General features: G+C 61.0%; 17 protein-coding genes. 5 read left to right on the top strand and 12 right to left on the bottom strand.

Annotated features, from left to right (window positions below; translation table 11 throughout):
• From flgK to IV89_RS16785, 3 genes are all read right to left on the bottom strand, one after another.
• The gene (gene flgK / locus IV89_RS16775; RefSeq protein WP_037942028.1) at positions 1-1,419 is read right to left on the bottom strand and encodes a flagellar hook-associated protein FlgK; all 1,419 of its coding nucleotides are present in this window, start codon (positions 1,417-1,419) and stop codon (positions 1-3) included.
• Between the two features lie 26 nt (positions 1,420-1,445).
• Entirely contained in the window at positions 1,446-2,747 is a 1,302-nt protein-coding gene (locus tag IV89_RS16780) for a flagellar hook-basal body complex protein (RefSeq protein ID WP_005849017.1), read from the bottom strand.
• 129 nt (positions 2,748-2,876) lie between these two features.
• Positions 2,877-4,694, bottom strand: coding sequence for a hypothetical protein (locus IV89_RS16785; RefSeq protein WP_235183702.1), 1,818 nt, complete (start codon positions 4,692-4,694; stop codon positions 2,877-2,879).
• A gap of 118 nt (positions 4,695-4,812) precedes the next feature.
• Here IV89_RS16785 and IV89_RS16790 point away from each other — a divergent pair, with 118 nt between their 5' ends.
• From IV89_RS16790 to IV89_RS16810, 5 genes are read left to right on the top strand one after another with little or no spacing between them, the layout of a single operon-like run.
• The gene (locus IV89_RS16790; RefSeq protein ID WP_235183701.1) at positions 4,813-5,544 is read left to right on the top strand and encodes a flagellar hook-basal body complex protein; all 732 of its coding nucleotides are present in this window, start codon (positions 4,813-4,815) and stop codon (positions 5,542-5,544) included.
• 21 nt (positions 5,545-5,565) lie between these two features.
• Entirely contained in the window at positions 5,566-6,351 is a 786-nt protein-coding gene (gene flgG, locus IV89_RS16795; RefSeq protein WP_005849013.1) for a flagellar basal-body rod protein FlgG, read from the top strand.
• Between the two features lie 12 nt (positions 6,352-6,363).
• Positions 6,364-7,047: a flagellar basal body P-ring formation chaperone FlgA gene (gene flgA / locus IV89_RS16800; RefSeq protein ID WP_037942023.1), complete on the top strand. Its 684-nt coding sequence runs from the start codon at positions 6,364-6,366 to the stop codon at positions 7,045-7,047.
• The gene (locus IV89_RS16805; protein ID WP_005849010.1) at positions 7,044-7,781 is read left to right on the top strand and encodes a flagellar basal body L-ring protein FlgH; all 738 of its coding nucleotides are present in this window, start codon (positions 7,044-7,046) and stop codon (positions 7,779-7,781) included. The genes flgA and IV89_RS16805 overlap by 4 nt, the downstream gene beginning before the upstream one ends.
• 14 nt (positions 7,782-7,795) lie before the next feature.
• Complete coding sequence (locus tag IV89_RS16810; RefSeq protein WP_037942022.1) at positions 7,796-8,251, top strand: hypothetical protein; 456 nt, start codon at positions 7,796-7,798, stop codon at positions 8,249-8,251.
• A gap of 9 nt (positions 8,252-8,260) precedes the next feature.
• Here the strand turns inward: IV89_RS16810 and IV89_RS16815 are convergent, their stop codons facing one another.
• The 9 genes from IV89_RS16815 to IV89_RS16855 all read right to left on the bottom strand — a co-directional run bounded on the left by IV89_RS16815 (position 8,261) and on the right by IV89_RS16855 (position 18,013).
• Positions 8,261-8,932: a flagellar hook assembly protein FlgD gene (locus IV89_RS16815; protein ID WP_037942021.1), complete on the bottom strand. Its 672-nt coding sequence runs from the start codon at positions 8,930-8,932 to the stop codon at positions 8,261-8,263.
• 13 nt (positions 8,933-8,945) lie between these two features.
• Positions 8,946-10,394, bottom strand: coding sequence for a flagellar hook-length control protein FliK (locus IV89_RS16820; protein ID WP_037942020.1), 1,449 nt, complete (start codon positions 10,392-10,394; stop codon positions 8,946-8,948).
• 1 nt (position 10,395) lies between these two features.
• On the bottom strand, positions 10,396-11,067 hold the full coding sequence (locus tag IV89_RS16825) for a sigma-70 family RNA polymerase sigma factor (protein ID WP_005849004.1): 672 nt from the start codon (positions 11,065-11,067) through the stop codon (positions 10,396-10,398).
• A gap of 126 nt (positions 11,068-11,193) precedes the next feature.
• On the bottom strand, positions 11,194-12,477 hold the full coding sequence (locus tag IV89_RS16830; RefSeq protein WP_009824360.1) for a TRAP transporter large permease: 1,284 nt from the start codon (positions 12,475-12,477) through the stop codon (positions 11,194-11,196).
• Entirely contained in the window at positions 12,470-12,991 is a 522-nt protein-coding gene (locus IV89_RS16835) for a TRAP transporter small permease (protein WP_037942018.1), read from the bottom strand. The genes IV89_RS16830 and IV89_RS16835 overlap by 8 nt, the downstream gene beginning before the upstream one ends.
• 52 nt (positions 12,992-13,043) lie before the next feature.
• Positions 13,044-14,024 carry a TRAP transporter substrate-binding protein gene (locus IV89_RS16840; protein ID WP_037942016.1) on the bottom strand — a complete coding sequence of 327 codons (981 nt, stop codon included), beginning with the start codon at positions 14,022-14,024 and terminating at the stop codon, positions 13,044-13,046.
• Between the two features lie 88 nt (positions 14,025-14,112).
• Positions 14,113-14,994 (bottom strand): NAD(P)-dependent oxidoreductase, encoded by an 882-nt coding sequence (locus IV89_RS16845; RefSeq protein WP_037942013.1) that lies wholly within the window; start codon positions 14,992-14,994, stop codon positions 14,113-14,115.
• Between the two features lie 30 nt (positions 14,995-15,024).
• Positions 15,025-16,512: an aldehyde dehydrogenase family protein gene (locus IV89_RS16850; RefSeq protein WP_037942011.1), complete on the bottom strand. Its 1,488-nt coding sequence runs from the start codon at positions 16,510-16,512 to the stop codon at positions 15,025-15,027.
• A gap of 220 nt (positions 16,513-16,732) precedes the next feature.
• The gene (locus tag IV89_RS16855) at positions 16,733-18,013 is read right to left on the bottom strand and encodes a surface lipoprotein assembly modifier (RefSeq protein WP_037942009.1); all 1,281 of its coding nucleotides are present in this window, start codon (positions 18,011-18,013) and stop codon (positions 16,733-16,735) included.
• Between the last annotated feature and the right edge of the window lie 55 nt (positions 18,014-18,068).

An 18,068-nucleotide genomic window follows, 5' to 3' on the forward strand; every position in this document is an offset into this window, starting at 1 on the left:
TCATACCGCTGCGATCAGCGTGTCGATCATCTCTGACACTGCTGTAAGCACTCTGGAGTTTGCCGCATAGCTTTGTTCAATCAACAGCAGTTGCTGCATCTCGTCATCAATATTCACACCCTCAGAATTGCGCCGCGCGGACATCACGACCTCGGCCGCAGAGGCCGCGGCGTTAAAGTCATTCTCTGCCCGCGCGCGCGTGGCCGCTTGGCTGGTGATCATCTCTGCCGAAAAATCGCGCAAAGTGACCTCGGCGGGAATACCCGTGCCCGTCGCCGCATTCATCGCTGTGTCGAGCCCTGCCAGAAATGCGTTGATCTGCACTGTTTCAGACCCTGCACCGGGGGACGTGGCCCCCAGACCATCGCGGATACGCCAAACTTCCGCATCGCCGGTAGAGGAGATCTTGCTGTTTATTTGCAAACGGCTTGCCAGACCGGTGATATTTACCGGATCAAACGCGATCCCATTATCTGTGAACAGCCCCGCCTCGCCCGGCGCAAGGCTGGCATCGGCCTCTTCAAAGGTCTGGATCAGCCCCCGCGCGTATTCGTCCAACTGTTGACTAAACTGCGGTATAGTCTCTCTCTTCAGCTCGGAAAGCCCCGCAAGACTGCCGTGCTGAATACCACGCACACCGTCTTTGAACGGGGTGATATCCTGATTGCCCGCCATCAATGTGCCGTCACTGGGGTTAAAGGTTACATCCTGTACGACGCGCCCCTCCAGCAATGCGGCCCCGCTGACCGTATAAAGGCTGATCGATCCGTTCGAAGACCGATGTATCCGCGTGTCAACGATCCCGGAAATCTGGTCAAGGATCGTGTCGACCTTTTCATCAAACTGCGCGGCCTCCAGCGAACCGGGGGTAAAGCCGCTGCCCGAGGCATTCAGATCGCGCAACTGGTATAGGGCCGTGTTCAGGTCCGCGACTTCATAGCGGATTTCCATATTCACGTCGTTCAACGTCGTGGACAGCGTTGTCGCCGCCCCTTTGACCGACCGCACCAAATCCTCTGCCGCCAGCGCAACGGATGTCTGCGCCCCGTTCGACGACGGCATATTGACCAATGTTGTCAGGCTGTTCTGGAAATCGTTAAATCGGTCTGCGGGCGATGTGCCGTCACCGGGTTGCCCCAGATAGGCGGTATAGGTGGTCAGCCCTTCCTGAATAGACTGATACTGTGTCATCCGACTGTTTTCGAGCCGCGACATCCGTTGCAGCGTCGCATCGACCTCGCGGCGGACCTCGCTGATGACGGCACCGCCCTGCCCGCCGCTGGCGGTGACCAGCACCGCCTCGCGCCGGACATAACCGGGGGTCATCGCATTCGACACGTTATCCGCCGCGATCCGCGACTGACCCTGTGTCGTATGCAAACCGGCTGTGGCCGAATTCAGCGCGCCCGAAAGGCTCATGTCATGCTCCGGTCAGACCGTCTGGCTTATCGTTTCAGACGGGTGGTTTCATCCATCATATCGTCGACGGTGGTGATCACTTTGGCATTGGTCGAAAACGCCCGTTGCGCCTTGATCAGGTCGGTCATCTCTTGCGCAATGTCCACGTTAGACCCTTCAAGGGCACCGGCGTTGATCGACCCCACGGTCGAAGAATTGGCCTGCAACGCAGAGAACGACCCTGTTTCACCCGACAGGCGATAGGCGTTGCCCTTCACTTCGACCAGCCCGTTGGGGTTGGCGACGACAGCGACGGGAATGTCATAAAGCGCGCGGCGCATGCCATTATCGAAAACGCCGAACAATGTACCGTCTTCGGTGATCTCGGTGCGCACCAGCTCGCCCGCGCTGGACCCGTCCCGATCAAACGCGAGGCTGAAATCCCCCGCGAACTGGCTGATCCCGTCAAATGCGCCGGGCTTGCCAAGAGTGATGTCGATCTCTTGCGGGACAACCCCGTTATCAAGGGTGATCGTCGCCACGCCTGTCGCAGGGTCCACGGTAAAGGCGGCAGGTGCCGTCGCGGTGGAATTGATGTTGCTATAGCTCAGCGGAGAGCCCGCCGCAGGTCCGGCGTTATTGAACTCGATCGTGACACTGCCCAGCCCATTGCCGTTCTGATCCGCAATCGCCAGATCCCATGTGTTCGCCGTGGTGCCAGGTGCCCAGGAAAAGCTCACGCGCTGGCTTTCACCCAAGGCGGTGAACACTTCGGACGAGGTGACAAAAGGTGCGCCCGGATCGGCTTGGCCTGTGTCCTGCGATGGCAGATTGCCAAAGGCGGTGATGGTCGACGTCACGCCGGCAGAGATGTTCAGATTGCCGATGTTAACCGTTTCCATATCCTTGAAGGACGTCCGGTCGACCGACCCGATGTCCCCTTCCAGCCCGTAGGGGTAGCCCGCAAGATAGTATCCCGCCGCGTTCTTCAGGTTGCCCTGTTCATCCGGCAGGAACGACCCCGCGCGGGTCAGCATGTAGTTGGTCTGCACTGTCTCGTTCGGGTTCATCGACACCGCGAAGAAACCGTTCCCGCCAATCGCCAGATCGGTAGAGGAGTTGGTCGAGATCAGGCCGCCTGCTGTCGCGATGTCCAACTCTTCAACAGCGTTGACCGACAGGACCCCGTCGCCATTCCCGCCCGAGGCAGTGGTCGTGACCATATGCGCGAACCCGCGGCGGTACCCCACCGTGTTCGAGTTTGCGATGTTCTCGGAGATGCTGCCAACCGCCTTGGAGTTGGCGCGCAGCCCGCTGACACCCGTCTGAAGCGCACTTGAAATGCTCATTTTCCTACCTCGTTGTCGTTCTTGGTATTCTTGCCTAACAGGACAAATAATCGAATTGGTTTAAAGAAGGTTAAATTTTCTCGATTTATTTTTGTCTAACCTTGGTTTAGCCGAAATTTGCAGCCGAATTCATGGAGATATCCCTGAATTCGCGATGCTTTCAAAGGCATTCTCTAGCTGCTCCAGCCGCTTCGCCGCCCCGCCCGCGCTCAGCGGCAGCACGTTATCGCGCACCTCGGATATGCTATTTGCCAGCGAAATCAAATCTTTAGATGGCGTGAGACTGGGAAACGAACGCGTCACCTGCTGTAGCGTCTCTTGGTCTTCGGACCGATAGGCCGCGATCAACAGGCGTGTGGCATCCTGCAAGGAAAAATCCTGCGGATATGTCCGCCAAAGCTGCGACAGAACGTCCGCCGCCTGCGGCCAGCGCTCTTCTTCTGATAGCGCGAGCCCCACATCTCGCAAATGCTGCGCCGTTGGTGCATCGACGGACGCCTTCAGCAACGCAGGCTTATCCCCCAGTTTCGAGAGGGTTTGCGCCAGCAAACTCTGATGCGCCTCCTCCATCTCGGGGGCGACGCTGACGTCCATCAGTTCCAACGTCAGCCGTGCATCGGCGAATTGCCCCCCCTGCACCTGCGCTTGCGCAAGCTTCATGTTCAGGCGAAAAATCTCGGCCGCGCGGGAGGTGCCTTGTTCTTCCTGCTTTTCTTGCAAGATACGCACGGCACGACGGTATTCCTTGGCCGCCAGATCGGTCGACCCCAGTTTCAAGACGTAGTCACCCAGTGTTTCAATCTGCGCCGTGAACCCGTCGGTATAGCGGAAATAGGGCAGCAAACGCAGATGCAGCGCGACCCAAGCCGACAGCGGATACTGCCCCTCGCCCCCTGCTTTATAGATATCTGCCAGCAATTCTTGCGCCTGCGCCTCAATCGGGGCGGCTTCGGCAGGTTCGGGGAACCGCAGCAGAATACGGCCAAGGGTCAACACGGCTTCGGGATGATTGCCCAATGCGTGGTACACCCGTTCAAGCCGGCGCAATACTTCCAGCTCGTACCGCCCGCCGCGCCACGCCTCTGATCCGCCTTCTAGGGTCGATTGTGCCGCCAGCAGCGCGCCTCTTCCGCCATCGGCAAGCGCCATATCCGCAACCGCCAAACGGGCGCGCACGGCGTATTGGTCCCAGCCCTCTGCCGCTTCCAGATAGATCTTGAGCGCGGTCGCCGCGTCCCCCCGCTTTTGCGCGGCGCGTGCACGCAGGAATGTACCGGATTCAGCCCCGGCCAGCTCTGGCATTTCGTCCAGCAGGCGCAGGGTCGCGTCGACATATTCGCGCTTATCCAGCTCAATCGCCGCTTCAAGCAACACCGGCAGAACGGCCCGCACGACGGACTCCGGCTGTGTGCTCAGCCCGCCAAAGCTTGGCTCGATATTATCCGACAAGCGCCGAACGTCGGAGGTGGCAATCGCGTCCAGACTGGCCCAAAAGGCGCGATCCGGTCGGTTGCCCGCCAGCGGAGACGTGTTGAATGGGGGCGTTACCGCGGTCGGTGCCTCCCCCGCCAGCAGACGCACCGCGTCGGACAGCGCACGGTGACGGCGCTTATGAACCGGCGTATCAGGGGTCACTTCGGCAAGGATAGAGCCCGCCTCGAACAGCAGCATATGGGCCATATACAGTTCGGCCACATCCATCATCACCCGCGTCTGGTCGCTGCCCCGTTGGCTGCCGAGCTTGGCAATGCTGTGCCGCAAATCATCGCGCAACCCGTCCGGAGACCAGCGCCGCAAATCCAGATCCCGCCGCCATGTCTGCCCTGCGTCCAACGCGCTGTGATCCAGCGTATCAACCGCATCAGAGGGCGCGGCCACAAGTACACCCGCCGGAACCGCAAGAACCAGCAACGCCTTAACGACCGTTATGCAAATATACTGGCGCACACCTATCCTTGAGAGTGTAAATAGAACTTGCCTTATCCTTGTATTCATGAAAATTTGTATTTGCAATGACATGTACAATGCGTTTTTTCGTGATGCTTCAGCACCGCCGGAGGATGAGATGAGCAATATCAGTTATGTGGCGCTTTCTCAGGCAACCGCGCTGACCCGCAGCATGGACACGACGGCGCATAACCTCGCCAACGCCACGACCTCGGGCTACAAGGCGATCCACCCCGTGCTTGAATCCGTGCCCGATGGCAGCGGCGACAACGCGATCAACTATGTGCGCGAAAGCGGGACATACCTTGAACTTGCCGACGGCCCCTTGATGCAGACCGGCAACCCGATGGACATCGCCGTGGCCGGTGATGGCTGGCTCAGCTTCCAGCTGCCCGGCGGCGAAACCGGTTACAGCCGTCACGGGCGCCTTGTTGTGGATGTCGACGGCCAATTGAAAACCGCAGGTGGTATGCCCCTGCTTGGCGTGGGCGGCGGGCCTGTCGTGCTGCCCGATGATGTGGGGGACGAAGTGGTGATCACCACCAGCGGCACCGTGACCAACCCCCAAGGCGCGGTGCTTGGCGCGGTCAGCGTTGTCGCGATCAACGAGGCGGCGCAGATGCTGCCCATGGGCGCGGGCATGTACCAGTTGCCCCCGAACGCAGGCCAGCCGCAGCAGATGGAGAACCCACAGGTCAAGCAGGGCTTTATCGAGGGCAGCAACGTGAACGCCGTCCTTGAAATGACCCGTCTGATCGACATCCAACGGGCCTACGAGAATTCGGTCAAACTGATGGGGTCGGACGATGATCTGACCCGCACGGCCATCCAGAAACTTGGGCGCGTATAACGCCGCCGGAAGGAGCATAAGATGAAAGCACTCGGGATCGCGGCCACGGGCATGTTGGCGCAACAGACCAACGTTGACGTCATCGCCAACAACATCGCCAACGCCAATACCACCGGCTTTAAAAGCGGGCGCGCCGCGTTTCAGGATCTGGTCTATCAAAGCTTTGCGAGCGCCGGATCGCTGACCTCCGAAGAAGGCACTGCGCGGCCCGTAGGCACTGATATCGGCTTGGGCGTGCAAGCGGCGGGCGTGATCCGTCACAACATCCAGGGCGGCTTGATCCAGACCGAAAACCAGTTGGACCTCGCGATCGAGGGGCGCGGCTATTTCACCGTGAACCGTCCCGATGGCACACAGGCCTTTACCCGCGACGGGAACTTCCAGCTGAGCGCCGAAGGCCAGCTGGTCACCCTGAACGGCTATGAGGTAGAGCCCGCGATCATCGTGCCCGAACTGACCCGTCAGGTTGAAATCAACCAAGAAGGCGTGGTCATGGCCTATGTTGAAAACGACCCTGAACCGGTGGAACTGGGCCAGTTGAACTTTGCGACCTTCCTGAACGAAGCGGGCCTGAAACCTGTCGGTGACAACTTGATGGAGCAGACCGCCGCGTCGGGTGAGCCTGTGCAGAACGTCCCCGGCACCCCCGGCGTCGGCATCACGCGGCAGGGATATCTTGAACAGTCGAACGTCAATATCATCCAGCAGATCACCGACCTGATTTCGGCACAGCGCGCCTACGAGATGAACTCCAAGGCGATCGAGACCGCCGATCAGATCATGACCACCACGAACCAGATCAAGTAACGGGTTGAACCGATGAAACGTGTTGCCATTGCCCTTTTCGTGTTGTTCCAGCTTGCCGCCGCTCTTGTGGTGGCGGGCCCTGCGCTTGCACAAGCCGTGCCCGTGACCGACCTGATCGAGGAACGCGCCGTCGCCGAACTGGGGGCAACTTTGCCCGCGAAAGCCAAGCTGGATATCCGCATGGCCGAGGGGATGATCAAGAAGGGTAACTTCGTGCAGGAGTTCTGGATCGACCCTGACTCGGGCCAATTCATCGCAAATGTGGTCACCGACAGCGGTGTCCCGCAACGCGTATGGGGTCTGGCGATGGTGACATTGACCGTGCCTGTTCCCAACCGGCGCATCGTGCCCGATGAAATCGTCCGCGCCCAGGACGTATCGCTGGTCGAAATGCCGATGCAGCGGGTCGGTAGCTATGCGATCAATGAGTATGATCAACTCGTCGGCCAGCAGGTGCGTCGTATGCTGGTCACCGGCCGCCCCGTCCCGCGCAATTCGGTCATGCCGCCCCGTATCATCAGCCGCGGTGAAAAGGTCAAAATCCGCCTGACCCACGGCGGGCTGCAGCTAACGGCCAAAGGACGTGCCCTGGATGATGCCCATAAGGGTCAGGAACTGCGCGTCGTCAATCTTTCCAGCAACAAGGCCCTGTCGACCATCGCGATGGCAGCAGGCGTCGTCGAGGTCGTACAATGACATCCCTTCGTTTTCCCGCTCGGCTCGGCTGTCTGCTTGCAGCTTCGGCGCTTTTTCTGGCGGCCTGTGGTGATTTTCAGGAAACCCACAACCCCACGGTCAGCGATCTGACGCTCAGCCCCGACCACATGGGCGAGGTCAACCGCGTGAGCATCCCGATGCCTCTGCCCAAAGCGCCCGAACAGCCCAAACGCGCCGATCAGGCCAGCCTCTGGAGCAATTCAACACCGCGTCTGTTTCAGGATCGTCGCGCCGGCGACGTGGGCGATCTGGTCACCGTTCTGATCGATATCGATGACCGCGCGCAGTTGCAAAATGCCACAGGGCGCAGCCGGTCCTCCTCCACTGGGGTGGACGACCCCGATATCCTGAACTTCGACACCTCGACCGACAGCGGGCAGCTGATTGGCCTGTCGAGCAGCTCGTCCAGCGAAGGCGAAGGGTCGATCCGCCGGAACGAGACCATACGTCTGCGGGTGGCCGCCCTTGTGATCCAGACCCTACCCAACGGGAATTTCGTGATCGCCGGACGGCAAGAGGTCAAGGTGAACAACGAACTGCGCGAGCTGCGCATCGCTGGCATCATCCGCCAGTCCGATATCAACGTCGGGAACACCATCGACTACGACAAGATCGCCGAGGCACGGATCACCTATGGCGGACGCGGGCAGATTTCGACGGTGCAAACCGCGCGCTACGGTCAGGACGCGCTTGAAGTGTTCCTGCCCTACTAAGGCGGGACGCGGGTGTGATCAAATACATCATCATCGCCGTTTGCGTGATTGGTGCGGGGGCCATGGGCTATGTCGGGGAACGCTTTATGCGGCCAACGACATCGGCCCCCTCGGATCAGGCGGCGTCGCAAGAGCTGATGTTCAAGATGCCCTTGGGCAAATTCACCATGCAGATCATCCAGAGCCGCAAAATCCTGCATCTGGTGTTTGACATGGATGTCTATGTCATGGGGGCTTCGTCGTTTCACGAGATCAACGGTGCCGTCGGGCGCGCCCGTTTGCGTGACGCCACAGTGTCAGCGATCGCCGAGCTTGCAGAAACCGACCTGAGCCTCGCCCAACCGATCGAAGAAGAAGCCCGCAAAGCGGAGCTTGCCGCGCAAATCGTGCGCAAGCTCTACGTTAATTTCCCGGCGGTCCGTACGGCGCGACTGAACAGCTTTTACGCCAATACCAGCCTGCGCAACTGACGGACCCGATCAGCTCGCCGATTTCACGGTGATCGACGACGCCGTTTCGCCGCCGTCCAGACCAAAGATGATCTCTCCCTCGCGGAAACGTACATCTTCGACGCGGGCACTGCGCGACGGCTGGATCGCGATATTGTTGCCAGCGGCATCTTTCGCCGTCAGCACCACGGTGTATTTCCCCGCCAACTGCGCGTTGCCGTAATCGTCCTTGCCATCCCACCCCAGCGGGTTCGTGGTGCCCGATACCGTGGACAGGCCGTTGATCGTGCGCACATTGCGTCCCAGCGGATCATAGATTTTCGCGCTGACCTCGGCTGCGCCGGCCCCCACCTCGTATGAGGTCGAGCTCGTGCCATCTTCCAGCATCACCACATCGGATTGCACCGTGACATCGCGCCCCAGAAGATCGGTGCCCCCCAGATTCAGCAAGCCGCTGATCTGGCTGGTCAATGTCTCAAGCTGCGTGTTTGTCTGCACCGCTTGTTCCACCTGCGACAACTGCGCAAGCTGTGCGACGAACTGCGTGCTATCGACCGGCTCAAGCGGATCCTGGTTCTGGATCTGCGCGGTCAGCAGGGTCAGGAACTTGGTATAATCCTCGCCCAACTGACCCAGTGAATCCTGCGCCGAGCTTTGGTTCGTGCTTGTGAAATTGTTCAACAGTGTCTGGCTTGTCAGCATGGATCACACCCCCTTAGGTGAGAATATCAAGTTGTCCGTCATCCACCACATTTTTGTGCTGAACGCCAGCGGTCACAGGGCCTGCGCCGTCATCAATGCCCCCACCGAACCCCGCGGTAGAGCGGTTTTGATCGCGCGCACCGTCGTCCGAGAACCCCTGCTGGAATTCAAAGCTGCCCGCATCGGTAAACCCGAGCCCCTGCGCCAAAAGCTGGCGTTCATCACGCAGCGTTTGCAGCACGGCAGGGTTTTCGACACGGACAACAACGCGGGTGCCGCTATCCTTGTCGGTGACGACCTCGATCTCGATTTGCCCCAACCCGCGCGGATGCAAGCTGACCGAGGTGCGGCCCTCTTTCGCCTCGACGGCCTTCACTTGCGAGATCAGCGCATCGGCAAAGGGTTTCGGTGCAGGTTTGGCCTGCGTCTCGGCACTTGGCGCGGCGGCTTTCAGATCGCTCGCTTGGTCGGCGAGGATCAGCGCGTTGCTTTCGACGGGCTGCGCCTGAACCACCTCGGCGGGCCGGAAGGTCGCGGTGACATCAACGGGCGCTTTGCCCTGTGCGGCTGCGCCATTCTGACCTGCGTTCAAGAAGGTCGGCTGCTCTGCCCCGAAAGCGGCCTGTCGCAACGGCGCGACGGGCGTATCCGCGTCGATCGATGGTTCTGGCGGGGCGGTTCCCTCAGCCGCGGCCGCGGCTTGGGGTGCTGCACGCGGCGGGGTCGAAACCTTGTCACTAACCTGCGGTTTAGGGACAGGTTGCACCCCCGCCACCCCCTGCGTTTGCGCAACGCTTTGAACCTCTGCCGTGGCAGCGATTGGTTGCTGTGCCGCTACTGGTGTCGCGGGGGCAGTAACGGGCTGCGGCACAACAGAGGTTTGCGGTGCGGGTACCGCGATTTTGACATCGGCTTTCGCCTCGACAGGGGATGGCGCCGCCGGTGCAGCCGTTTCGGGCGCGACCTTAACAGCGGATTGCGTCACATTGGCCGCTACCGCGTCAGCGGCCAATGTCGGCGCGGCCAACGGCAACTGGGGGTCAGTTTCGCCCGCGACACCTTGTACGGATGCCTGTGGCACAGCGACTGCGGGGGCGCTGACCGTGGTCGCGGTGGTCACCGCCCCCGTTGCTTGAGCGGTAGCCCCCTCGCCCGTCGGTTGGGCGGCCGACATCAGACCGGTGAAGGAGGCTTCCATCGACAGGGCCGTCGGATCGCCCGCTTGCTCTGTGGTCAGCGAAAGCCCCAGCACATCTGACATCCCTTCGGGGGTGGAATCGTCACTACCCAGCAGAATAGGCTCACCATCGGGGCCGAGAGTGAAGGGCGGCACCGCAGCGCCTGCCTCCCCAATTGCGACGGTCCCCATCAGCGCGGCAAACCCTTCGGGTACGGCGCTGGAGCCCTTGCCGGCTTTTACGCCAGCCTGCCCCGTCATCAATGCGGATAAAGCGACATTCATCTCAGTGCATCTTGCTTGTCATGACGCCACGCGCCGCGAGCTCATACTTCAACCGCGACATCGCGCGGCGTTCGATCTGGCGCAGCTTGGCGGGGGTGACCTCCATCCGCGTGGCAAGATCCTGAATGCTTTCGGGGGGCTGCTGCAAGGTCCGCGCCCGCAGCACCTCGCGGTCCATCGGTTGAAGCCGTTCCATCGCCTCAAGCAGTCGCGCGCGGATCAGGGTTTGCGACGACTGCGCGATCACGGCCTCTTCGGGGTTGGGGTCTTCCGAGGCCAGCAGTGCAAAACTGTCATCGTCGTCAATGGAATGCTGCACTGTTTTCTGCACGCCCGCCGGAGTCTCGACAATGGCGCGCAGGTGGTTGCGGGCGGTCATCGTGGCGTTCTTGACCCACCATTTCGCATAGGTTGAAAACCGCACGTCCCGATCCAGATCAAACAGATCGGCGGCGTGGATCAGCCCCAGTATCCCTTCGGAAATCAGGTCTTCGCGTTCGGCCTGATCATCGCTGAGCTTACGCGCCCAGTAGAACACGATACGCGCATGGGACAGCACCAAGGATTCAAGCGCGAACTTATCTTTGCTGACCTGCCAATCCTTTAACAGGACACGTTCATCTTCCAACGCCAACATCGGCGCATTGCGCGCTGCTGCATAAGTTATTGTCATTGCCTGCCCAACTTTTTCCCCAACATGACCACACTTCACGAATCTGGGAAAGTTTATTTTGCTTAAGGCACGGTTAAATTGGGTTTTATCCTTGGCAAACAACCCGATATCAAAGGACAGTTTCCCCTAGAACCCGCTGAGCGTCGGCAACCACGTGGACAGCGCAGGGATAAAGGTGATCAACAGCAACGCCCCCATCAATGCGATAAAGAACGGCGGCATTTCCTTGATCAGGGCCGATGGCTTGATGTTCACCGCCGACGAGACGACAAAAATCAGGCTTCCCACCGGCGGTGTGGTCAGACCAAGGGTCAGGTTCACAATCACGATAATCGCGAAGTGATCCGGGTCGATCCCAAGCGCAAAGCTGATCGGCGCAAGGATCGGCACAAGGATCATCACCCCGGGCAGCGGGTCCATGAACAGGCCAAAGACCAGCAACAGCGCATTCACCGCCAGCAAAAAGACAATCGGCGACAGATCCCAGGCAATGATCGTCTCTGCCAGAAACTGCGGCACGCCTTCGATGATCAACACCCAGGCAAAGGCCCGCGCCGCGCCAAGGATCAACAGCACCGCCCCCGACACAAGGGCCGCGCGCAGGATGATCGCGGGCAGATCCGCGACCCGCAGCGACCGGTAGACGAACATGCCGACGAACAGCGCGTAGAAGACCGCGATCACCGACGCCTCGGTCGGGGTGAACACGCCGAAACGAATACCGCCGACGATCAGCACCACCAGCATCAGCGCGGGCAGCGCGTATAGCGCGATCCGCGCGATCTCGGCCAAGGGGGGCATCGGCGCGCCGCTGGCATAGCCGCGTTTGTGGCTGACCCGCGCGTTGGCCAGCAGCACCGCTGCGGTGATCAGAATACCCGGCAGCACACCCGCCATGAACAGCGACCCGACCGATACCTGCTGATCCTGCATGGCGTAGATAATCATCGTGATCGACGGCGGGATAATCGGCCCCACGACCGAGCTCGAGATGGTGAGCGCACCGGCATAAGCACGGCCATAGCCGCCCTTCTCCATCATGCGGATCATCATCGTCCCCGGCCCCGCAGCATCGGCCAGCGCCGAGCCGGAGATCCCCGCGAACATGGCAGAGCTGACGACATTCGCATGACCCAAGCCCCCTTTCAGATGCCCCACCAGCGATTGTGCCAAGCGCAGCATCGCAAGGGTCACCGCCCCGCCGGTCATGATCTCTGCCGCGAGTATAAAGAACGGCACTGCCAGCAGCGGGAAACTATCAAGGCCCGAGAACATCTCTTTCACCACAACGAGGTTGGGGTAGGACGACCCGAAGCTCAGCGCGACAAAGACGGATATCGCCATCGCAAAGGCCACGGGCAGACCCAGGGCGAGCAGTACGAAAAGCGCGGGAAAAAGGATCTCAGCCATTTGCGCCTCCGGGCAGCGGATCGGCGGTGGCCCCATCCATACGTTTGTAATCCCCCGCCATGATGAAGGGGCGCGCAATCAGCAGCAGGTGGGCGATCAGCAGCGCAAATCCGACCGGCATCGCGGCGTAGACATACAGGAAGGGCATCCGCAGTGCGGGCGTCACCTGATACTGCATGCGCTGCGCATATTGGATGCCGACGTAGACCATGAAACCGAAAAAGACCAAAAGCCCCAAGGCAATCCCCGCCCGCAGCAGCTTTTGCCCCATGCTGGGCAGCGCATCCTGTAGGTTGGTGATCGCGACATGCCCGCCGGTGCGCAACACAAGTCCCGCGCCGCCAAAGGTCATCCAGATCATCAGATAGCGCGCCGCCTCATCCGCCCAAGGCAGCGAATGCGCGGTCACATACCGCAGGGTGATATTGGCACCGACGACCAGCGTCATTGCCGAAAGCATGAGGATCAGCGCCCAACCGTTCAACGCCACGAAAATGGTTTCCAGTCTCTTCACGGCTTCCCCTCGCCCGATGTCGCCGGCACCCGTTGGATGCCGGCGGTATTGCTCACTCGAAGTTTACGATCGAGTCGACCAGCTCTTGGCCGTAGGTGTCATAGTAGCCTTCATAGGCCGATTTGATCGACGCCTGAAACGCGGCTTTCTCTTCGGCGGACAGGGCGTTCACTTCCATGCCACGCTCTTTCAGCGTTTCCACACCCGAGGTTTCCACGTTGTCGACATAGCCCCGCATCGCGGCAGCCGCTTCAGTTGCAGCTTTCTCCATCGCGGCTTTCTGATCGTCGTCAAGCCCGTCCCAGAAAGGTTTGGACACCAGCAGCATCGCGGGCGAATAGACGTGGCCCGACAGGGTCAGATATTTCTGAACTTCGTTCAGCTTAACAGAAACGATCACCGACAGCGGGTTTTCCTGACCGTCGATCACACCTTGCTGCAACGACGAAATCACCTCGGGCCAGGCCATCGGCGTGGGGGCGGCCCCCATGGCGTCGAAGGCGGCGAGGTGCACGGGGTTTTCCATCGTACGGATCTTCAGCCCTTCGACATCGGCAGGCGTGTGGATCGCGTTGCGGTTGTTGGTGATGTGGCGAAAGCCCTGTTCGCCCCATGCCAGACCGTGCAGACCGACAGTGTCGAACTCGCCCAGAATTTCCTGACCGATGGGCCCGTCAAGCACAGCGCGGGCGTGGTCCAACCCGCTGAACAGGAACGGAATGTCAAAAACACCGGTGGCGGGAACGAAGTTCGCCAGCGTGCCCGAGGACACGATTGTTGCCTCGATGGTGCCCAGTTGCAGCCCCTCGATCACTTCGCGTTCGCCGCCCAGACCCGAAGACGGGAAATGCTTGAAGCTGAACTGGTCGCCGGTCTCCGCCAGCACGACCTCTTCGAATTTCTGCGCCGCGACGCCGTAGTGGCTGTCGGGGGCCAGAGCATAGCCGATCTTGATCTCGGTCTGCGCGGCGGCGGCACCCGCCAGCGCGACAAAGGCGCTTGCGGCCGCAAAATGTGTCAGATTGAATTTCATGGTAACCTCCCAGTAACCTTGTGGATGTGCTATCTAAACCCACCAAAGCTGACAAGATGCAGCCCTCGTGGCACCGCGCAACGCTGACTTAGCCCTGCGCGGATTTCCGGAACAACTTTACCAGCTCGGGCACATAGGCCTGACCATGCCCCGCCTCGACCGTTCGGGCGAGCGCGGCAGAGACGTTATCGGCGACGGTCTGTTGCGCCCCCGATGCGGTCGACATGGCACGGTAATAGTCGATGTCTTTTTGTGCATTGCTAACGAAAAAGGGCAGCCCTTCGCGGTCGCCTTGCGTGATATAGGGGGCAAGGCGGTCCAGCGCGACACTGGCCCCGCCCCCGCCAGCCAGAACATCCACGAACACCTGCGGATCGATCTGCGCATCAGCGGCCTGCGCTGCGGCCTCGGCCAGCAGGGTCATGAACCCGACCGACACATAATTATGCAGCAGCTTCAACCGGTGCCCGTGGCCAAGCGCCCCGACGTGGTCGACCGTATCGGTAAAGCTCGCCAGAACGGGTCGGACCTTTTCCAGCACCGCGGCGTCGCCCCCGACCAACAGGTTCAACGCCCCGTCATGGGCGTGTTTCGCCGTGCGCGTCATCGGCGCATCCAGATAGGCCCCGCCTGCGGCCTGCACCGCGTCGCCCATACGCAGGGTGCTGTCGGGCAGCGCGGTCGAACAATCGACAACCACCGCACCGGGTTTCACCGCCGACACCAGCCCGTGATCGCCGGTGACAATCGCCTCCACCTGAGGCGATCCGGTGACGCAGAGAATGATCACATCACTCACCGCCGCCAGCGCGGCAGGCGTGTCATACGCCACCGCGCCAAGGCCCGTAATCTCGTCTACCGGCTGGTTGCCGGGGTGATCCAGAAAGCCCAGTTCGAACTTGCCCTTGCGCAAGACGTTCCGCGCAATGCCGTGGCCCATCAGACCGACACCGATAATGCCAACTTTCATCGCGTTCCTCCCTTTGTCCCGCAGCGCGGTTTAATCCGCGTTGATCCAGATCGCTTTGGTGTCCAGATATTCTTCCAGATGCTCGGTCCCGCCTTCGCGGCCATAACCCGACATCTTGACCCCGCCAAAGGGCACTGCTGGATCAATGGCGTGATACATATTCACCCAGACGGACCCTGCTTTCAGCCGATGCGCCAGCTTGTGCGCCGTCCCCAGATTGGTCGAGAATACACCAGCAGCCAGCCCATAGGGCGTGTCATTGGCGCGTGTCACGACCTCGTCCAGATCATCGAACGGCAGCGCGGAAATCACGGGGCCGAAGATCTCTTCGCGGGCGATGCGCATGTCGTCGGTGACGCCGCCAAAAACGGTGGGCTGGATGAAATGCCCACCCTCCAGAGCCGCCCCTTCGGCGCGTTGCCCGCCGGTCAGAACCGTTGCGCCCTCGGCCGGACCGTCCGACAGGAAACCGGCGATCCGTTCGGCCTGACGGGCCGAGATGATGGGCCCGATATCCGTGCCCTCATCAATCCCCTGCCCGATCTTCAGCCCTGCGGCAAACTCCGCCACGCGGCGGGTGAATTCATCATGGATCTCGCGCGCCACAAACAACCGCGATCCGGCGATGCAGATCTGACCCGAATTGGCAAAGACCGACATGGCCGCGACCGGCACCGCCTTGTCGATATCCGCATCCTTGCAGACGATGACCGGCGATTTCCCCCCCAGCTCAAGCGAGACGCGTTTCAACGTGCCCGTTGCCGCGCGGGCAATCGCCTGACCGGTGGCGGTTGAGCCGGTGAACACGATCTTGTCCACATCCGGATGCGCCGCCAGCGCGGCACCGGCATCGGCCCCCAATCCGGTCACCACATTCAGCACCCCGTCGGGCAGCCCCGCTTCTTGCATCAACCGCGCGATCATCAGCACGGTCAGCGACGCCTCCTCGGACGGTTTCAACACCACGGTGCAGCCGGTCGCCAGCGCGGGCGCGATCTTCCAGACGGAACCGGCGATTGGCGCATTCCACGGGATGATCGCCCCGACCACGCCCACGGGTTCACGCACGGTGGATGAATAAATCTCGCCGGGGAAGGAGTTCGGGATCGTCTGGCCGTGGATCATCACCGCCTGCCCCGCATAGAACCGCAACATCCCCAACACGCGACGGCTGTTGGCCAGCGTGCGCTGGATCGGCATACCCATATCCAACGTGTCCGACAGGCACAGGCGTTCCCATTCTGCCTCGAACTTGTCGGCGATGCGCAGCAGCAGCGCCTGACGCTCGAACGGGGTGAACTTGGCCCAAGGCCCCTCGAACGCCGCGCGGGCGGCTTTTACGGCGGCATCAATATCCGCCGCGCCCCCCTGCGGTACAGTCGCCAGCAAAGACCTGTTCGCCGGATTGCGCGCATCCATCTCTGCGCCCGATTGGGCCGGACACCATTTACCGTTGATGAACATGGGGCGAAAGCTGCCGTCATACAGCGCGCTCGCCAAAGCGTTCCAGTCTTTCATACGTGTCTCCCTTGCTTTGCAGACCACCGCGTAGATGGCGTCTTTCTGCACCTCGGATCGAGGCGCCGCAAGGTAAGGCAGGCGAATTAATCCAACTTTTTGAAAGTTTTACGGCAAGGGTATGCCCGAATAGCCCGCAAACCTGTGTTTTGTCAGGATATTCGGGCCGTCTCTTTGGTGTTTGCAGGAACGGGCACACCATCAGGCTGCCCGCCCCACGTCAGAACTTGAGCGAGAGACTCGCCCCGATGTCGTGGCTGTCATAGTCGAACAACGCCACATTCGATTTCGCCCGCGTGTAGGTATAGGTGATGCGCGGCACATATTTCCCGATCTGCACCTTGTTGTGCTGCACGGTGAAGGTGAGGCTGGTGGTGTCATCCTCGCGCGGGGTCGTGGTGCCGGGGAAGATGCCGTCGTATCTGTCCTGTTCGTATGCCAGTATCGCTCCGGTCGAGAGGCCCGATTTCCACTGTTTGTCGATCCCCATCGACACGCCGGTTTCATGGTGATCCAGATGCGCGCGCTGTGTCGTCTCGCGCAGCTGCGACAGGCCGAAGGATAGCCCGAGCGTCGGCGTCAACCGATGTTGGTACGAGACCGAAGCCCGCATCCGGTGCCCGTCCCGAAACGGGCTTTGGTCATAGGTCTGCCGATCAAACCGAAGCGCACCCGACACCAGATCACGCGGACGCAGCTGATAGGCGCCGCGCAGCTCCGCCCCCCACCGGCGTCGCACGATGTCTGAATCAGAAAAGCTCAGCTCGGCAATCGGCCCGAAAGAGAACCGCCCCCGCTGCCCGCCACGAATGACATCGAACCGTGCGACGGCCGTGGTTTCCGTGTTCAGCGCGGAATCGTAGAATTTCGCATCCAGACTGGCGGTGCCCACGCCGGACCATCTTTCATTCCATTGCCAGCGCCGCCACGCGGTGCCGCCAATCGCCAGTCCCACCCCGGAAGACGCGCGCGACGCAGGGTTCAACGTGAACGGCACCCCGCCAATCAGGATCTCCTGCTCGGCACTGCCGCGGGTCTGGTTCGACGACGGCAACAGCGCGAACCGCAGGGCAAAGCCGCCGGGCTTGCGCGAGGTGTTGTTCAGGATAAAGGTCTGCAATCCGGCGCGCAGCTGTTCGTCGGCGGTTTCCGCGACCAACCGTTCCGCATGATAGCGCGCCGCGGTCACATCACCGCGATAGGCCAGCAGCAGGGTCAGCTCTCGTCTTGCGGGTTCATAATCGGGCGCGATGCGTACCAGATCGCGAAACAGATCAACCGCCGCCGCAGGCTGGTTCTGGCGCATCAGGATTTGACCTTCCAGATAGGCCTGATGCAGCGGCCCGTTCGGATCCCCCTTGACCAACTGCGCCAGACTGGCCCGCGCGGCGTCATAGTTTCCCTGTTCCAGATAATCCTGTGGTGTCGCGGCCTGCGCCTGTCCGGGCGATTGGCACGCCAAAAGAACGCCCATCAGGGCGGCAAAAAGAAGATGTTTCATGGATTAACCCTCAAGCAGTTAAATCGGCGTGAAACCTGAACTCTGCACTGCGTCT

The sequence above is a fragment of the Sulfitobacter sp. CB2047 genome (assembly GCF_000735125.2).
Lineage (GTDB): Bacteria > Pseudomonadota > Alphaproteobacteria > Rhodobacterales > Rhodobacteraceae > Sulfitobacter > Sulfitobacter pontiacus.